This is a genomic window from Nitrospira sp. Kam-Ns4a (assembly GCF_965152595.1).
The window spans coordinates 996,545-1,012,601 of the sequence record NZ_OZ224218.1 but is presented as its reverse complement, the minus strand read 5'-3'; the positions used below and the strand labels follow the sequence as shown (position 1 = coordinate 1,012,601).

The following is a 16,057-nucleotide window of genomic DNA, read 5'->3' as shown; positions in this document are numbered from 1 at the left end:
ATCAGCCCACCGCCGTCTGGCCCTCAGCAGGTCGTCACGGGCGGGGAGTGGCCAGCGCCTCGTTCAGGAGCGAGGCCAGCCGGGCACTGGCCAGGGCCAGACGCGCCTCCACGATCGGGAGGCTCTGGCGCAGGTACCGGTCGTCCAGGTTCCGGTTCGGCGGCAGGTCCAGGATGATCAGCAGCGCGACCCCGTGGGATTCCAGGGCCCAGGCGGCGGGTGCTGCGCTGTCCAGCTCGGATTGGGGCCGGCTTTCGAGCGAGGTGCGCAGCCTCTCGAAAAGGTCCCGTTCGCCCAGCCCGGCGCGCTCCAGGAGTCCGGAGTCCCAGACCGCGTGGAGGTTCCACGGCTGGAGCGAGATCGGGTGCTGCTCTTCCCCGAAGAACCGCACGAGAATCCGGTTGCCCCCCTCCTCGTCCTTGAGGCAGTGGAGGGGCTGGTGCACGTCGGCGACGAGGTGGGTGAGGAACTTCAACGCCTCGGCCCGTTCGTCGCGTCCCCGCGTTGGATCGGCAAGAACCGCCCGGAAGTGCTCGATGGCGGCCACGACGCAATCGCCCTGCCGCGGGGCGGCGCAGTCGCGGGCGGGGTCGTAGTCGTGCCGGTCTCCGGGGATGTTGACGTAGTGCCAGGGGGCGGTCTCGCGGCGCTCTTTCCGGATGTCGTCGGCCCAGGCGGCGATGCTGACCAGGCCGCCCTCGCCCACGAGGGCGCCGACCGCCCGGCGGGCGTCCGGCGTGAGCCGGGTCTCGGCGAGGGCCGCGACGAGGCGATGGCCTTCGGGGCCCCAGGCGGAGGCCGAAGGGGAGAAGCAGGCGGCCGCTCCGACGAACGCCGCCGCGACGGCGAGGACCCGGGCGCATGTTATCCGACCAGGACAGGTCACTAGCGAGCCCGCGAGGCCGTCTCCCGGGCCACGAGGAGATAGCCGAGCGTCGCCTCGTCGTCCTTGAGCGCCGCGAAGCTGATCGCCAGGCGGGCCACCCCGCCCGTCGGCCGGAGCACGTCGAGCGTCACCTCGTAGGGCGGCCCCTCACCGCGCGCGATCGCCTCGAACAGCTCCGTGACATAAGCGGCGGACTCGGGCGAGAGGATGGTGGCCAGGGGCAGACTCACCAGGTCCATCGTCATCCGGCCGGAGATGTCTTCCGCCCGGCGGTTGACCGCCTGAATGACCCCCCTGGGGTTCACGTAGATCAGCGGCTCGGGGATGAGGTCGAGGATGTACCGGAATCGCCGCTCGCTGTCCTGGAGCGCCTTGGCGTTGTCCCAGAGCTGCTGCTCGAGGCGCAGATTGGCTACCTGCAGCTCGCCCTGCTGCTTCTTGAGCTGGGCCTGCTGCGCAGCCAGGATTTCCTCCACCCGCTTGAAGGCCTCTTCGAAGCGCTCCATCTCGTTGCCCGGAGCGTCCGAGAGATCGAGGCCGGAGTGGTCGTCCCGGATCTTGAGCCGCGTTTCCATCCGGGTGACCAGGTTGCTCAACGGCCGCGTCACGGTCCGCCGCGTGGCCCAGTCCACGATCCCGATGAAGAGCACCAGGAACACAACCCCGCCGCTCACCGTCGCGAGCAGCTCCCGGCGCGCCTGCTCGATGTACTCGTCCACGGGGATGGCGATCTCCAGGCCGCCCATCACGTCGTTCAGCTTGAAATCGTGCTTGGGGCTGCGGGGATGGGCGTTGTGGCAATCCACGCAGGACTGGGCGACAGCGCGGTCGGCGGTCATGAACCGCATGACGGTCTTGCTCTGGATTTTCTCGATCCGGTAGAATTTGCCGTTCGGAAAGCTGCTCAGGTAGGCAAAAGCCTCCCGCTCGAACTGGTCGGTGACCCCCTTGTCGGGGTTGATGGGCCACTGGCTGATCAGGTTGGCCTGGAAGCCGCCCTTGTGCGCGGCCGTGTATTCCGAGACCTCGCGCAGGAACGTCGCGGGCAGCGGAAAGCGCCCGTGGGCCCGCTGATAGTCCACGTCCACGGTCCCGCCGATCTCCAGCAGGCGTGGGACGATGACCGACGCGTAGTACTGCCGGTCCGCGAGGATCTGGAGCGAGATCGCCTCGGCCCGCTTCGTGAGCAGCCGCTCGAGGTCAGCCGCGTTCCGGAGGTGGAGGGCGTACGCAGCGACTCCCGTCATCACGACGATGAGCGGGGTGATGCTGAGCAGGAGCTTGGATCGGATGCGCCAGTGATGAACCGCGGACATAGCGTCCCTAGCCGGGAATCGCGGAGCGATGTCTGAGTGCGGCGGGGGAAGACGTCGGCTGACAGCTTACTGTAATGGAAATCATAGACGGCCGCAAGGACATGGACCTTATATGGCACTCCGTCACCGCCTGGGCAGGCGGATCACTTCGGCTCAATGGCCCCCCTCACGAGGCACCCCTCCTAAGAGCCTGTTGCACAAACCCCTTGACACCTAGGCAATTATATGTATACTGTCTTCCCGAGTCATGACCGAAGGGAGGATGCGATGGGCTACAACTTTCTGCCGTGTGAGCGCGAGCAACTGTATCTGATGCCGCCGGCGTTGCAGGATTGGCTGCCGGAGGGCGATCTGGCCTGGTTCATCCTGGATGCGGTGGCCCAGATGGATCTGACGAAGATCGAGCGGACGTACCGAGCCGATGGCTGGGGCCAAGCGGCCTACGAGCCGGCCATGATGGTGGCGCTGCTGCTGTATGCGTACTGCCTGGGGGAGCGCTCCAGCCGCCGGATCGAACGGCTGTGCGAGCGGGATGTGGCCTTTCGGGTGCTCGCGGCCAATCAGCGGCCCGATCACACCACGATCGCCCGATTCCGGCAGACCCATGAGGCCGCGTTGGCCGCCCTGTTTACGCAGGTGCTGACGCTGTGTGCGGCGGCGGGGTTGGTGAAGGTCGGGGTGGTGGCCCTGGATGGCACGAAGATCAAGGCCGACGCGGCGCTGGCAGCGAATCGGACCGCCGAGACGATTGCGGCGGAGGTGACGCGGATGCTGACCGAGGCTCAGGCCACCGATGCCGCCGAGGATCGGCTGTACGGACCGGAGCAGCGGGGCGACGAACTGCCGGAGGCGTTGCGGGATCGGCGGAGCCGACTGGCCCGGTTGAAGGCGTGCCAGGCACGGTTGACGCAGGCGGCGGCCGAGGCGACCGCGCAGCAGCAGGCCAAGCTTGAGGCCCGCCAGGCCGAGGAAGCCGCCACCGGGCAGAAGAAGCGGGGCCGCAAGCCGAAGGCGGCCGAAGCGGCAGCGGATGCCACGGCCAAGGCGAACGTGACAGACCCGGACAGTCGCATCATGAAGACCCAGGCCGGGTACGTGCAAGGCTACAATGCCCAAGCGGTCGTGACGGAGGCGCAGATCATCGTGGCGGCCGCCGTCACGCAGGAGGCGAACGATGTCCGGCAACTGCATCCGATGCTGACGCAGGCGCAGGAGAATCTGCAGGCCATCGAGCACCCGCAGGCCATCAAGACCGCCCTGGCAGATGCCGGCTATTGCAGCGAGGCCAACCTGACGGAGGCCGATCCCGCCGGACCTGAGTTGCTGATCGCGCCGAACCAAGATTGGAAACAGCGCAAGGCGCTGCGGGAGCAGCCACCGCCACGAGGCCGCTGTCCGAAGGGGCTGACGGCCCGCGACCGCATGGAGCGCACGCTGCTGACGCAGCGCGGACGTCGTCTGTACACGCAGCGCGGCCAGACGGTGGAGCCGGTATTCGGCCAGATCAAGAGCACCCGTGGCTGTGATCGCTTCATGCGCCGTGGCCGCCAAGCCTGTGACGGCGAGTGGAAGCTGCTCTGCGCCACGCATAACTTGTTGAAGCTCTGGCGGAGTGGGAAGGCGGCCTGGACCGGTCGGCGCAGGGGCAGCGAACCGCGACGGCTTGGCCGGGGAAGCGGAAAGAAGACAAGGGGATGACTCTCTCAAAGGCCACGCTCCCTCGCGGTCTCGGCAGCGAGAAGCCCACATGGGAGCGAAGCGAATCAATGTCTGGTGACCAGAGGGCTCGATCATGAGTTTGAGCAACAGGCTCCTAACCTAGCCCAAAATACATCTCTAGGCAATTATTTTTACGGATTCCGACCGCGTAGCGGGGGCAGAATTTGGGCGTGGACTGTCAAGGCAGCGGGTGAGTCCGGGCGCTCCATGGCTCGCGCATGGGCATAGCAGCGGCTCGCCTGCGTGCCGGAGCCGCGTGATCGGCTCAAGGCGGCTGTTTGTACGCCTCAAGGCAAGCGGGGCTCAGGCTGTGCGTGAACTCCGCCTCCGAGTGGTCGAGGATGTACTGCTCCAGATGGTACCAGTTCCCCTGCTCGTCGCGGATCTTCTTGCAGGAGGCGCAGATGGGCAGCAGCCCTCGCAGCATCTTGAGCTCGGCGGTCAGCCGGCGCTGGACCACGTTGACCGCGACGGCGAGCCAGATCGCGATCACGGTGAGGAGGCGGTTCGTCCAAATGATCCAGGGCACGCCGCCTGGGGGAGAGAGCCACGCGCCGATCAGCACCAATCCGGTCGCGCTGATCGCCGCCAGCGGCGAGGCCCACCGGTGCGGAAGCCAGCCAGCGAGATACGCCGGGATTACCAAGAGCGTCGCCACGTCCACCCCGCTCGGGGTCAGCGCATCGAGGAGAAAGACCGTGATGGTCGTCCCAAGGATGACCGGGACCAGCCACGGCGGGAATTTGCGGAGAGGTGAGACCGTGTCGCCTTTCATGGGGGCCGCAGAGGTCGTGGCGCACATTGTAGCAGGAAGGTCTCTCGCCGTCATGCCTTTGACGGAATCCCGCCGGGGCCGTGCTCTCGCGCCACGACCCCCGGAGAGCTCCGCTCCGCGGGGGTCGTGGGGGAAAGAGGGTTCGCGCCGGGCACCTGTGCCGTCCGGCTTACCGGGAGTCCGTTGACCAGACGGGTCCGTCGTAGGGCTTCACCTTGGGAACAGAGGCAGCCACGGCTTCCTTCCGGCAGGGCGTGACTTCAACCGTATCCGTTGACCAGATCTCCCCGGTGTAGGGCTTTACCTGGGAGCACGGAAGCAAGGATTTCTTGGGTGCCTCTTTGATCATGTCGTCGTCCTTGTCCGTTTCCTTCGGAGGCGAAGGGGCCGACATCTGCTCGCAGGTCGCCGGTGGCACCGTGTCCGTTGACCAGATGGGGCTGTCGTACGGCTTTGCCTTCGGGCACGGGGCCGCCTTCGACACAGGCGGGCTCGGCGGAGCCGTGTCCGTTGACCAAATGGGTTCCGGCGAATCGGCGAGCGAAAGAACCGCCCCGCCGACGAGGCCTAGAACCGCCAACACCGCTACCATTCCGATCGCGCGTTGCATGACACCCTCCTTCTAGCCGCGGGTTCCTTCCCGCGACCTGGCTAAGGTTGATGGATGCCTCCGTGTCGGACAACTCCGACACGGACTTGACTGGCGGTCCGGTCGCCTCGTCGGCAGGTGGCGGTTCCTGTCGGTTAGTAAGCACTGGCACGCGGAGCGGGGCGTTTGCCCGCCGGGCTGGCGGAAAATCGGGGGGAAGGCAGGTCTTGCCTGAGCGGATGACCTGCGCTCAGAATAGACGGCGCAGGCAACGAACGGGAGGCACCTATGCGAGAGACACGCGGTTATGCGGCCATGACGGCCGGCGCGCCCTTGGCGCCCTTCACGTTTTTCAGGCGCGACGTGGGGCCATATGATGTCCTGATTCAGATCCGCTATTGCGGGATCTGTCATTCCGACATTCATCAGGCGAGGGATGAATGGGGCGGGTCGCTGTTCCCCATGGTGCCCGGCCACGAGATCGTCGGGACGGTCAGTGAGGTCGGGTCGGCGGTGACGGCCTTCACAGTGGGCGATACCGCCGGAGTTGGCTGCTTCGTGGATTCCTGTCGGGAATGTCCGCAGTGCCAGAACGGCATCGAGCAATATTGCGAAGGCCACCTAGTGTTGACCTATAACGGCACCGAGAAAGACGGGCACACGCCGACCTACGGCGGCTACTCGAGCCAGATCGTGGTGGATGAGCGCTATGTCCTGCGGGTCCCCCGCGAGCTCCCGCCTGAGCGGGCGGCGCCGCTGCTCTGCGCGGGGATCACCACGTATTCTCCGCTCCGGCACTGGGGCGTGGGGAACGGACACCAACTGGCGGTCGTCGGGCTCGGCGGGCTAGGACACATGGCCGTCAAGATCGGCGCGGCCTTGGGCGCGGAGGTGACGGTGTTGAGTCACTCCGAGACGAAGCGACTCGACGCCAAGCGTCTTGGCGCAGCCGACTTCATCCTGTCCGCGGATCCTGGCGGCCTCAGCCGGCTCGGCCGGCGGTTTGACTTCATCATTGACACGGTGTCAGCTCCCCACGACATCAACGCGTATCTCAATGTGCTCAAGACAGACGGGACGATGATCCTGGTCGGGGCGCCGGCCGAGCGGATCCCGCTGGGCGCCTTTTCCCTGCTGCTCCGCCGCCGGCGGCTCGTGGGCTCGCTCATCGGCGGCATCCGCGAGACCCAAGAGATGCTCGAATTCTGCGCCCAGCACCAGATTCCCGCGGACGTGGAGGTGATCCCCATCCAGCAGGTCAATGAGGCTTACGAGCGGATGCTTCGGGGAGACGTCCGATACCGCTTCGTCATAGACCTGGGTTCGCTTTAAGGGCGGCCCGGTTGCGCCCTCGACCCATTGCAGGAAGAAAGACAATGGGTACCCCAGCGCGGCGGCCACGCTCGCGAAGTGTGGTGGGCCGTGCAGGGATCGAACCTGCGGCCCGCTGATTAAGAGTCATTTTCGACCACAACGACAGAAAGGCAGCGAGTACGCATAATTGCGATATTTCAATGGCTTATAGAATAGATCCTATTGTGCGATTGACACAGACCACTAGGGATTGCTATCTCTCCCGTCTACAAAATGTCTACATTCCAGATCCGCTGATTCCGGTGCTGACGAAGCGAGAGAGTCGGGAACCCGTGTAGACAGCATGTAGACTGAAGGGGAAACATGGCGAGGAAACTCACAAAACGGGTGATTGAGCAGACCCTGTGTCCGGCGACTGGGCAAATCTTTCTCCGGGACACGGAGCTCAAGGGCTTTGCGGTGCGACTCACGCCCTCGGCGAAAACGTTCGTGCTGGAAAAGCGGGTACGAGGACGGGTCCGGCGCATCACACTAGGCCGCTATGGCGTGCTGACGGTTGAGCAGGCGCGGGCGGAAGCGATCAAGAAAGCGGCGGAGATTGTGACCGGGGGCGATCCCGCAGCGGCGCGGCGAGCAGCGCGCGCTGCTCCGACCTGGCAGGACTTAGAGGACCGCTACCGGACGGAGTGGCTCCCGCGGAAGCGGAGCGCGCGCAACGACAAATCGCTGCTCGACAATAAGTTGGCAGGCTGGCGGACGAAGCCGTTAGCCGCGATCACGCGAGCCGAGGTGGCGGCGATGCATGCCAGCATCGGCAAAACGCGTCCCTATCAAGCGAATCGCCTACTGGCGCTGGTCCGCAAGATGTTCAATCTGGCCGAGGTGTGGGGGCTCTATCCAGGGCCTAACCCGTGTAAAGGCATTCCGCCGTTTCCGGAAGAGAAACGGGACCGATTCGTCACGCCGGCCGAGCTGCCTAGGCTTTGGCGGGCGATACAGGAGGAACCGAATGTGTTTGTGCGCGCCGCATTCTTCCTGTGCCTGCTGACGGGTGCGCGTCGCGGCGAGGTGCTCGCCATGAAATGGGAGGAGCTGGACTTCGAACAAAGCGTCTGGCGGATTCCACAAACGAAGGCCAATCGGCCACACTATGTGCCGCTCCCTCGTCCTGTACTGGAGGAGTTGAAAAAGCTCCCCCGGCTGTCTGGCAACCCATATGTCTTTCCGGGGCGTTATGGGCGCGGGCATCTGGTGAAGGTGTCGAAGCCCTGGCAAGAAATTCGCAGGAAGGCCAAGCTGGAGGACGTACGCATCCACGATCTGCGCCGAACGCTAGGAAGCTGGCTGGCAGCGAGCGGGGCCAGCCTCCCGCTCATTGGCAAAGCGCTCAATCATTCCCAGCCGAGTACGACGGCGATCTACGCGCGGCTGCAATTGGACTCAGTGCGCGAGGCGCTTGAGTTGAATGCGGCAAAGATGCTGGCCGTGATCGGTGCGGCGCGGCCGGGCGAAGCTCCTGGTGAGGTGCTGGACAGCGCAGAGGTGCCGGTCGAAGCCGTTGCGACGAATGCGCAGTAGGCGGAGGTCTTGTCAATAGGTGTGTAAATGGAATCAGGCGGCGGCCTCCTGTCGGGTGACCATGGTTGACTGCTTCACGCCGTCGACAAACTGGACCCCGGCATAGACGGCCGGGAGCAACTCCGGCGCGTTCAGGCGCCGGAACGTCTGCTCGGCGACCTGGAGGACTTTCCAAATCAGCGCCGTGGCGGACTCGACCCGCTTGTAGCGCTTCCCGGCTGTCGTCCGCAGCCGCACGGCGGCGAACGGGGACTCGACCCCGTGGGTCGTCCGCAGATGCTGCCAATGCGCTCTCGGGAACTGATAGAACGTGACCAGCCGTGCCCAGTCCGCCTGTAAGCGCTCGACCGCCTTCGGGGCCAGCGCCCGATACCGGCGGCTGAACTGATCCCGGAGGCGCTCGCACTCGGCCTGCGTCTCGGCATACGGCATCGCCGTCAGCAAGGCCTTCGCCTCAGCTTGGTGCTTCTTGGGCATGGCGTCCAGCGCGTTGAGAATCTTATGGTTCCAGCACCGCTGCTCGGCCGCCGTGGGCTGTTGCTCGGCTAAGGCGGCCCAGATCCCGAGGTGCCCATCGGCCACCGGGCCACGCCAGGGCTTCAGCCCTCGTGCCCGGAGATCGCGCAGCACGGCCCCCCAGGACTCCTTGGACTCGCGTTGGCCGCTCTCCACTGCGAGGACGACCTTGCGGCCATCAGTCAGCGCGCCGATCAGGACCAGCAGCGCCGCCTGGCTGTCTTCCAGACCGGCTTTCCCGGACAGCCCGTCCGCCCAGGCGTACACGACCTCCAGGTCCTCCAACCGCCGCTGTTTCCAGGCGTCGTATTCCACCTGCCAGTGCGCCTTGAGCCGCTGGAGCGAGGCGGGCGACAAGGGCGCGCCCTCGCCCAACAGCCCCCGCAGCGCCAGCTCGAAATCCCCGAGCGCGAGCCCGTGCAGGTACAGCTGGGGCAGGAGCTCGCCGACCTGCTTCGTCCGGCGCTTGAACAGCGGCAGGATGCGGCTGACGAAGCGCTCGGCCAAGCCCCGCACCCGCGGCCGCCGCACGGTGATCGTGCCGCACGTCAGGGTCAGCTTCCGGGGCTTGCCGTACCCATTGCGGTACCCCTCCGGGGCGTCCACTGCCGCTCGGCGCGCCGACTTCTTCCGCCCCAACCGCTCCGTCACTTCATCCTCCACCAGCGATTGGATGAACCGCTGGATATGCCCCCGGACAAAGTCTTCCAGATGCTCCCACCACTCCTGGCTTGACGGCGACCCATTTCCTGTGTTCTGCTCCTGCATGGCGGTGCCTCCTTTCTTGGCCGGGCCTCGGCCCGGTGGGTTTTGCCACCCGGAAGGATGCCACCGCCTTTTTCCTATTTCCACACTTTTTGACTATACCTCCAGTAGGCGACGCACAACGCTTGTGGCAGACTCTCGCGGTGCCAACGATCTTACGGAGCGGTCCGTACCGCGTGTACTTTTTTAGCCACGAACCGAACGAACCTCCGCACGTCCACGTGGATCGCGATGATCGTTCGGCGAAATTTTGGCTTCGGCCGGTAGCACTCGCGCGGAATGCCGGGTTTTTGCCGCGAGAGTTGCGGCGAGTCAGAGCCCTGATTGAAGCGCATCGAGAACAACGCCTGGAGGCATGGCATGGGCATTTTGGCCCTGAGCGCTGACGAGCGAGTGCGGGATGTGCGCGTCTCGGCAGACACGTTGACCGTCGATTTAATGGACGGTCGGACGATTGCCGTTCCCTTGGTCTGGTACCCGAGGCTGCTGGGTGGCACGGCGAAGCAGCTGGCCAATTGGAAGGTGTGCGCAGGTGGGTACGGCATTCACTGGCCGGATCTGGACGAGGATCTCAGCACGGAGGGCTTACTGCGTGGGGCGCCAGCGCCGGCGCGGGTCGGGCGGTCCCGAACCAGCCGTACCAAGCGCCAGCGACCGCAGAATCTCACGGGGATGAAGCGGACGGGATCGGGCGGAAGGATGGCAAAATGACACGGGTGAGACGATGACGGAGTACGTCGAGAGCAATCCGGCCAGCCTGGTCGTCGGCAAGGTGTACCGGCAGCTCCCGAATCCGCATGAGGCAAAATGACACACAGTGTGGCAAAGATGCCAACGCACACCCTACGCTGGAAAACCATCAAATACGATCCATTACGATAACATACGTGGCATGATATGTGCTGGAAAATGACGGCGATGAGCCGCGATCATATACCTATAGCTAAGCGCGCACGGCGCTGGCTTGTGATGACGGCGATCTTGCTCGGCGCCAGCGCGGCGCTCGGCGCGACGTGGTACCTCGGGGCGACGGTCGCTATGCCTGCCGCCCTCCTCTGGTCGCCAGCGTATCGCGGGGTCCTGCGCGCCATGGCGCGGGTCCATGATTGGATAACGCACGGCTGGGTGGCGCTCCTGACCTGCCTGGAGGATCTCCTGGCTGCGACGCTGCCTGTGCCGACGACCGTCCGCCGGCTCCCTCCGCTCACCACGCGGCCCGCACTGCGGCTCCTACTCCCTATTTGTCGTTTCCTCCGCGCACCTCCCACTCTCGCCTAGATAGGATCTCGACACCGATCGTACCTCCCCGCGCTGAGCGCGAGAGAGGCATCCATCTATTTTCTGGTGGGGGGAACCATGATTACAGAAATGTACCTCGATGAACAACAGGTCGCGGAGATGCTGCGCATCTCGCGCCGGACGCTCCAGGCGTGGCGCCTGCGCGGCGGCGGCCCGCCGTACGTAAAAATTGGATCCCGGATGGTGCGGTACCGCGAGACAGAAGTGCTCCAATGGCTGACCACATCCGCACAGCCGAGGGCGCAGCTGTGCCCGGTGAAGTGACCAGATGCACGGGCTGCCGCGTGGCGGCCCGCCCCAGATGGCGGATTCACCATACTGACTCACTCCACGGAGGTCTCTGATGACTCAATGGTCGCGATGCGGTCGCATCTGCCGATCGCCTCGCCTCCGGCCCCCAGGCGGACCGCGACGCCTACGCGCATCGCATGCGAGCGGGGCAGCAGACCCATGAGTGGATGTTGGTGCGGATTCGCGAATTTCGCCGCCGTCACGGCCGCTTGCCGAAGCCAGGAGAAATTATTTTTTCGCAGCTCTATCACGACGACCGACAGCCATAGACCGATTATGCTGTCCATTACCTCCATCGCCGCCGACCGGGCGAGTGCATATTACTCCCAGACGGACGGGTACTATTCCGAGCGCGAGACCGCCCCCTCGCAATGGCAAGGGCAGGGGGCGGCGCGGCTTGGCTTGCGGGGTCCCGTGAGTGCGGAGACGTTCGCTCAGTTACTCAACGGTCGTACGCCCGACGGCTCCGACGAGCTTGTCGCTGGGAGCCCGGCCAATGACGGGGCGCATCGAGCCGGATACGACCTCACATTTTCAGCCCCAAAGTCGGTGAGTATCGTGTCACTCGTCGGTGGCGACGAGCGCCTGATTCGCGCCCACGACGAGGCGGTCAAGGCAACCTTGAGCTACGCTGAGAGCCGGTACGCCGAGAGCCGGCAGTACATCGATGGCACCCAGCGGCGAGTGCAGACCGGCAATTGGACGATCGCCACGTTTCAGCACAGTACGTCACGAGAGCTCGACCCACAACTACATTCACATTGTATCGTCTTGAACGTCACCCAGAGAGAGGACGGGCAATGGCGGGCGATCACGGGAGAGAAATTGTTGTCCGCCAAAATGGAGCTGGGGGCCATTTATCGGAATGAGCTGGCCGCCCGCGTGCAGCAGCTCGGCTACCGCATGGATTGGGGGGAGAAGGGGTTGTGGGAGATCCACGGCGTCAGCCAGGTCATGATCGAGGCCTTCTCCCGCCGTCGTGAGCAGATTCAGCTCGTGGTCGAGGACCTTCGCAGCCACTATCCTGGCGTCGACGCGTCCAAACTGAGAGAGTGGGCCGCGCTTGGCTCGCGCCAGGCGAAGCAGACGGGGATCGATCAGGATACGCTTCGTCAGGCCTGGCAGGAGCGCGCAGCACTCGTCCATGGGCAAGAGGTGCAGACGCTCATCGTAGAGGCCAGGCGCCGGAGCGGGGCTGCTGAGTCGGGACGGGGCGAAGACGGCTCCCATTCGCCCGACCGTGTGCACGCACCTAGCCCTGACGTGACCTGGCTGGACGCCCGTGACATCGCGCGGCTCGCGGCTCAGCGGCTCACCGAATCCGAGAGCGTGTTCACTCGCCAACAGTGGATGCAGACCGCCAGCCAGCTTGCCGGCGGGAAAGCCACGACCGCAGACCTCGACCGAGCCATGGATGAACTATTACCGGGAGCGCAAAATACTTGACGCCTTTCACTCAGCCGCATAGCGGACCGCAGGGTGATGGAAGAAGGATTGCACCACGGCCGGCATGCGCTGGGTGCTGCGAAGATAGCGACGGACGTTGACCGCCAGCTCATCTGCGTCCTGGGGCGGCCGACGGCCCAGCGCGTTGGTCTTGACGTCTTGGTTCAGATATTCGTCGGGATTCAGTTCCGGGCTGTAGGGTGGCAGGAAGAACAGACGCAGCCGATCGCGGTGACGGTGGAGCCACCGCTGGGTGACAGCCGCGGTATGCACGGGATGCCCATCCACAATCAGAAAGACCGGATGCCTCACGTGCCGGAGCAAGCGGTGGCAGAATCGGAGGAAGACTCGTGCGGTGAAGCGATGCCGGAACACCATAAAGTACAACCGGCCGCGATTGGTGATGGCCGAGATCATGTTGCAGCGAAAGCGCCGACCGGGGCCACGGATCACCGGGGTCTGGCCGCGCTTGCCCCAACTGGTCCCCGCCTGATGATCCGAGCGCAGCCCCATCTCATCACCCCAGTAGATCTGGGCCCCCGCGCGCTTGGCCGCTGCCCGAATTCGGGGGTACTCGACCTCCAGCCAGCGTCGCACCGCCTTCGGGTCCCGCTCGTAGGCCCGTCGCAGCGGCTTCTGCGGGGTGAAGCCCCAGGCCCGCAGGTAGCGACCGACGGTCCAGACCGACAGCCGAAGCCCGTACCGGCGCGCGATCAGCTCGCCGACCGCTTCGCGGGTCCACAAGTAGAACGGCAAGTGCATCTGCTCCGGACAGCAGTGGGTCAAGGTGCGGACGACCTGGGCCGCTTGCCAGCCCTTGAGCTGGCCGCCGCGCGGTCGGCCCCGGGGTCGCGCTTTCAGCGGGTGCCGGCCCCCCCGCGCATGGCGCTTCAACCAGGTGTACAGGGCTTGCCGACTGATGCCCAAGAGCCGACAGACTTCGGCCTTGGAGCGCCCCTGCTGCTTGACAGCGGCCACGGCCTTCTCGCGCAAGACTTCTTGAGCTTCGGGCGACAGGTGCCGCGCATCCCGGGTTCGAGCACGCATGGCCACGTGATAACCATCGCCCGTCAAATGTCAAGTATTTCATGCTCCGATTAATAAGTCGAGGACGACGAGACCGGGCGGAAATACCGTTTCTTCGCATCCGCGAGGACGGAGAGCCACTCTACACCACACATGACATTTACAAGGCCGAGCGCGACGTCATTGCGTACGCACGGGCCGGGCGCGGCCAACAGGTAGCCGTGATGAGCCCTCAGCAGGCCGAGGCCCTGCTAAACAGCCGCCACCTGTCTCACGATCAACGAGATGCGGCCTTGGGGATTCTCACGAGCCAAGATCGGCTCGTGCTTGTCCAAGGGGACGCGGGCACGGGGAAGACGACCATGCTCCGCCACGTGCGCGAGGCGGCTGAGGCGGCCGGATGGACGGTCCGCGGACTCGCCTACACCGGCCAGGCGGCCAGGGAGCTCCGAGAGCACGCCGGCATCGATGCTGACACAGCCCACAAGTTTCTCGCCCAGGTTGGCGATCAGTCATCGCCCGATCGCTCGCCCGGGAAGGAGCTTTGGATCGTCGATGAAAACAGCATGCTCGGGTCAAGGCAGATGAAGGAGCTCATCGAGCGAGCCGAAGCGCGTCAGGCCAAGCTCATCCTGGTCGGGGACACCAAGCAGCTCGCCGCGATTGGATCCGGGCGTTTATTTTCGGAACTTCAGGAACGCGGAGTGGCGCAGACCTATTCTCTGACCCAGATCAAACGCCAGGTCGAGCCCAGCTACAAAGAGGCGGTGGAAGCGATGGCCGCCAAGCACCTTGACGCGGCCATCACACGACTCTCCCAGGATGGCCGTCTCCATGAGTATGCGCGACACGCCCAGGACAGGGCCGCGCGCGACCAGGCGAAGGCCGATGTCCACCAGGCCATCGCGATCGCCTATGCCGACCGCGTCCAGGCGGGCCAAGACGTGCTGGCCGTGTCGCCCTATCGAGAGGACGCCCGCCAACTGAATGCGGCGATTCGAATCGAACTCCAACGGCGTGGGCTCGTCGGCACTGAGAACCACACTTGGCAAATACGCGAGTCCAAGAACATTGGGCCCACGGAGCGAGGGTTTGCCGCGTCTTATCAGGTCGGTGACACGCTTGTGTGTCTCGTGCCTCACCGGGACCAGGAGGGCCACGGCTGGAAACCGGGAACCGTTGCGACGGTACGGGCTGTGGAGACCTCCACGAATGCGTTGACCGTCGAGATCGCCAACAAGCACGGATCAGCAGAGATCCGCCGGATCCACCTAACCGCGAACGTCGGCCCGGACGGTCGGCAGCAAGCCGACTGCTTCGCCGGGTATGAGACGCGGCAGCTCCCATTGAGCCAAGGGGACACCGTGGTCTTCTTAAAAAACGACCGGCAGATTGATGTCCGTAACGGCCAACGCGGACAGGTCCTGGAGGTGAGTGCAGCGCATATGACCGTCAAGTTGAGCGACGGGCGGATTACGAGTTTTGGGGCAACAGAATACAACTACCTGGCGCACGGCTACGCGGTCACAGACTACAAGAGCCAGGGGACCACTACGCAGACGGTCCTTGTTCACGCCGACGCCGGGCAGCAACCGCATTTAAACGCGGAAGGCCACTTGGCCCCAACCCGCGGCAACTATCAGAGCTTCTATGTCGCGGTGACGCGGGGCCGGGAGGATGTGCAGGTTTATACCCCGGATGTGGCCGAGCTCCGGCGGCACGCGAGCATGGAAGTGCGGAAAACGAGTTCGCTCGATCGCGATCAGGTTGGGCCCGAGACGGCCTGCGTCCCGCAACCCCGGGTGGACGGCCATCGCGGACAGGCAGAGAGGCAGCGCGAGGAAGCCGGCTCTGCCGGCAACCCAGCCGGCACCGCGGACCGCGCCGCGGACATCAACTCGACGCACGCTCAGGCCAGGGTCCTGGAAGAGAAGGCCGCGCACGCTCAGCATGAACGCGAGTGAATCTGAGAAGGAGGACATCATGGACAACACTATCCGACTGACGGATCAGCACACTCCTGCGGCGCTGCTCGATCTCGCCGCGCACCTGCGCGAGCAGGTTGCGATTCTGCGCGACCTGCTCCGTGAGGGGGCGTATTTTCATCCTCATCCTCCCAAGGAGCAAGTGGACGAGGTCACCACGCTGCTACAGTACTTCGAGGGCCAGGCCCACGCTCTCGAGGCGGAGGCTGCCCGGCGCGAGCGTGCGCGCGGCGGCTGACTGAGGTCGGAGTCGCGGCATGCAAATCAAAGTCACGTTCTGGGACCCGACCGTCCAGGCTTTCCTCGCATCTATGCCACCACGGCGGCGGGCGACTTGGCTGGCGTTGGCCGCGGCGTACTGGATGCGCACCCAGGAGGGCCAGGTGACCGCTCAGCGGATGGCCGGAGAGGGACCGGAGAAGTTTCGCGGTCTGGAGCATCCCGATGTGCGCCAGCCACGGGAGCGGAGATCCCGGTCCCTTCGCCAGCAACCGAACCAAGTCGCGTTGCATTCCACGCCGTGGGATGACGCAGCGACACCACCAAAGGAGG

At 65.0% G+C, this 16,057-nt stretch carries 15 protein-coding genes; 9 read left to right on the top strand and 6 right to left on the bottom strand.

What is annotated here, in order from left to right:
- Positions 1 to 34: 34 nt before the first annotated feature.
- Entirely contained in the window at positions 35 to 886 is an 852-nt protein-coding gene (locus ACWHYQ_RS04985) for a S1/P1 nuclease (protein ID WP_447974633.1), read from the bottom strand.
- Positions 886 to 2,202: a c-type heme family protein gene (locus ACWHYQ_RS04980; RefSeq protein ID WP_447974632.1), complete on the bottom strand. Its 1,317-nt coding sequence runs from the start codon at positions 2,200 to 2,202 to the stop codon at positions 886 to 888. Before ACWHYQ_RS04980 ends, ACWHYQ_RS04985 begins: the two co-directional genes overlap by 1 nt.
- A gap of 267 nt (positions 2,203 to 2,469) precedes the next feature.
- On the opposite strand from ACWHYQ_RS04980, the gene ACWHYQ_RS04975 reads away from it, so the two are divergent.
- Entirely contained in the window at positions 2,470 to 3,900 is a 1,431-nt protein-coding gene (locus ACWHYQ_RS04975) for an IS1182 family transposase (protein ID WP_447973018.1), read from the top strand.
- Positions 3,901 to 4,186: 286 nt separating this feature from the next.
- On the opposite strand, the gene ACWHYQ_RS04970 is transcribed toward ACWHYQ_RS04975, so the two are convergent.
- Together ACWHYQ_RS04970 and ACWHYQ_RS04965 are read right to left on the bottom strand one after the other, a co-directional pair.
- Positions 4,187 to 4,696: a hypothetical protein gene (locus tag ACWHYQ_RS04970; protein ID WP_447974631.1), complete on the bottom strand. Its 510-nt coding sequence runs from the start codon at positions 4,694 to 4,696 to the stop codon at positions 4,187 to 4,189.
- Between the two features lie 169 nt (positions 4,697 to 4,865).
- The gene (locus tag ACWHYQ_RS04965; RefSeq protein WP_447974630.1) at positions 4,866 to 5,306 is read right to left on the bottom strand and encodes a hypothetical protein; all 441 of its coding nucleotides are present in this window, start codon (positions 5,304 to 5,306) and stop codon (positions 4,866 to 4,868) included.
- 267 nt (positions 5,307 to 5,573) lie between these two features.
- Between ACWHYQ_RS04965 and ACWHYQ_RS04960 the strand changes: the two genes are divergently transcribed.
- Entirely contained in the window at positions 5,574 to 6,617 is a 1,044-nt protein-coding gene (locus ACWHYQ_RS04960) for an NAD(P)-dependent alcohol dehydrogenase (RefSeq protein WP_447974629.1), read from the top strand.
- Positions 6,618 to 6,962: 345 nt separating this feature from the next.
- Positions 6,963 to 8,177 (top strand): tyrosine-type recombinase/integrase, encoded by a 1,215-nt coding sequence (locus tag ACWHYQ_RS04955; RefSeq protein ID WP_447974628.1) that lies wholly within the window; start codon positions 6,963 to 6,965, stop codon positions 8,175 to 8,177.
- A gap of 33 nt (positions 8,178 to 8,210) precedes the next feature.
- Here ACWHYQ_RS04955 and ACWHYQ_RS04950 read toward each other — a convergent pair whose 3' ends face one another.
- Positions 8,211 to 9,461: an IS256 family transposase gene (locus ACWHYQ_RS04950; RefSeq protein ID WP_447974627.1), complete on the bottom strand. Its 1,251-nt coding sequence runs from the start codon at positions 9,459 to 9,461 to the stop codon at positions 8,211 to 8,213.
- A gap of 140 nt (positions 9,462 to 9,601) precedes the next feature.
- Here ACWHYQ_RS04950 and ACWHYQ_RS04945 point away from each other — a divergent pair, with 140 nt between their 5' ends.
- From ACWHYQ_RS04945 to mobF, 4 genes are all read left to right on the top strand, one after another.
- Positions 9,602 to 9,844, top strand: coding sequence for a DUF4160 domain-containing protein (locus ACWHYQ_RS04945; protein ID WP_447974626.1), 243 nt, complete (start codon positions 9,602 to 9,604; stop codon positions 9,842 to 9,844).
- Positions 9,819 to 10,169 carry a DUF2442 domain-containing protein gene (locus ACWHYQ_RS04940; RefSeq protein ID WP_447974625.1) on the top strand — a complete coding sequence of 117 codons (351 nt, stop codon included), beginning with the start codon at positions 9,819 to 9,821 and terminating at the stop codon, positions 10,167 to 10,169. The genes ACWHYQ_RS04945 and ACWHYQ_RS04940 overlap by 26 nt, the downstream gene beginning before the upstream one ends.
- A 645-nt stretch (positions 10,170 to 10,814) precedes the next feature.
- A complete protein-coding gene (locus ACWHYQ_RS04935) occupies positions 10,815 to 11,021 on the top strand; it encodes a helix-turn-helix transcriptional regulator (protein ID WP_447974624.1) in 207 nt (68 codons plus the stop codon).
- A 186-nt stretch (positions 11,022 to 11,207) separates the two neighbouring features.
- Positions 11,208 to 12,494: a MobF family relaxase gene (mobF, locus tag ACWHYQ_RS04930; protein WP_447974623.1), complete on the top strand. Its 1,287-nt coding sequence runs from the start codon at positions 11,208 to 11,210 to the stop codon at positions 12,492 to 12,494.
- Positions 12,495 to 12,500: 6 nt separating this feature from the next.
- On the opposite strand, the gene ACWHYQ_RS04925 is transcribed toward mobF, so the two are convergent.
- A complete protein-coding gene (locus ACWHYQ_RS04925) occupies positions 12,501 to 13,541 on the bottom strand; it encodes an IS630 family transposase (protein ID WP_447972380.1) in 1,041 nt (346 codons plus the stop codon).
- Positions 13,542 to 13,744: 203 nt separating this feature from the next.
- Here ACWHYQ_RS04925 and ACWHYQ_RS04920 point away from each other — a divergent pair, with 203 nt between their 5' ends.
- Together ACWHYQ_RS04920 and ACWHYQ_RS04915 are read left to right on the top strand one after the other, a co-directional pair.
- On the top strand, positions 13,745 to 15,484 hold the full coding sequence (locus ACWHYQ_RS04920; protein WP_447974622.1) for an ATP-dependent DNA helicase: 1,740 nt from the start codon (positions 13,745 to 13,747) through the stop codon (positions 15,482 to 15,484).
- A gap of 19 nt (positions 15,485 to 15,503) precedes the next feature.
- Entirely contained in the window at positions 15,504 to 15,743 is a 240-nt protein-coding gene (locus ACWHYQ_RS04915; RefSeq protein WP_447974621.1) for a hypothetical protein, read from the top strand.
- The last annotated feature ends 314 nt before the right edge of the window (positions 15,744 to 16,057 follow it).

Excerpts from the sequence above, each read along its gene's own strand:
- ACWHYQ_RS04980 (WP_447974632.1), bottom strand. The coding sequence starts at position 2,202 with ATGTCCGCGGTTCATCACTGGCGCATCCGATCCAAGCTCCTGCTCAGC.
- ACWHYQ_RS04920 (WP_447974622.1), top strand. The coding sequence starts at position 13,745 with ATGAGCCCTCAGCAGGCCGAGGCCCTGCTAAACAGCCGCCACCTGTCT.
- ACWHYQ_RS04970 (WP_447974631.1), bottom strand. The coding sequence starts at position 4,696 with ATGAAAGGCGACACGGTCTCACCTCTCCGCAAATTCCCGCCGTGGCTG.
- ACWHYQ_RS04960 (WP_447974629.1), top strand. The coding sequence starts at position 5,574 with ATGCGAGAGACACGCGGTTATGCGGCCATGACGGCCGGCGCGCCCTTG.
- mobF (WP_447974623.1), top strand. The coding sequence starts at position 11,208 with ATGAGTGGATGTTGGTGCGGATTCGCGAATTTCGCCGCCGTCACGGCC.
- ACWHYQ_RS04940 (WP_447974625.1), top strand. The coding sequence starts at position 9,819 with ATGGGCATTTTGGCCCTGAGCGCTGACGAGCGAGTGCGGGATGTGCGC.
- ACWHYQ_RS04925 (WP_447972380.1), bottom strand. The coding sequence starts at position 13,541 with ATGCGTGCTCGAACCCGGGATGCGCGGCACCTGTCGCCCGAAGCTCAA.
- ACWHYQ_RS04965 (WP_447974630.1), bottom strand. The coding sequence starts at position 5,306 with ATGCAACGCGCGATCGGAATGGTAGCGGTGTTGGCGGTTCTAGGCCTC.
- ACWHYQ_RS04935 (WP_447974624.1), top strand. The coding sequence starts at position 10,815 with ATGATTACAGAAATGTACCTCGATGAACAACAGGTCGCGGAGATGCTG.
- ACWHYQ_RS04950 (WP_447974627.1), bottom strand. The coding sequence starts at position 9,461 with ATGCAGGAGCAGAACACAGGAAATGGGTCGCCGTCAAGCCAGGAGTGG.
- ACWHYQ_RS04915 (WP_447974621.1), top strand. The coding sequence starts at position 15,504 with ATGGACAACACTATCCGACTGACGGATCAGCACACTCCTGCGGCGCTG.
- ACWHYQ_RS04975 (WP_447973018.1), top strand. The coding sequence starts at position 2,470 with ATGGGCTACAACTTTCTGCCGTGTGAGCGCGAGCAACTGTATCTGATG.
- ACWHYQ_RS04955 (WP_447974628.1), top strand. The coding sequence starts at position 6,963 with ATGGCGAGGAAACTCACAAAACGGGTGATTGAGCAGACCCTGTGTCCG.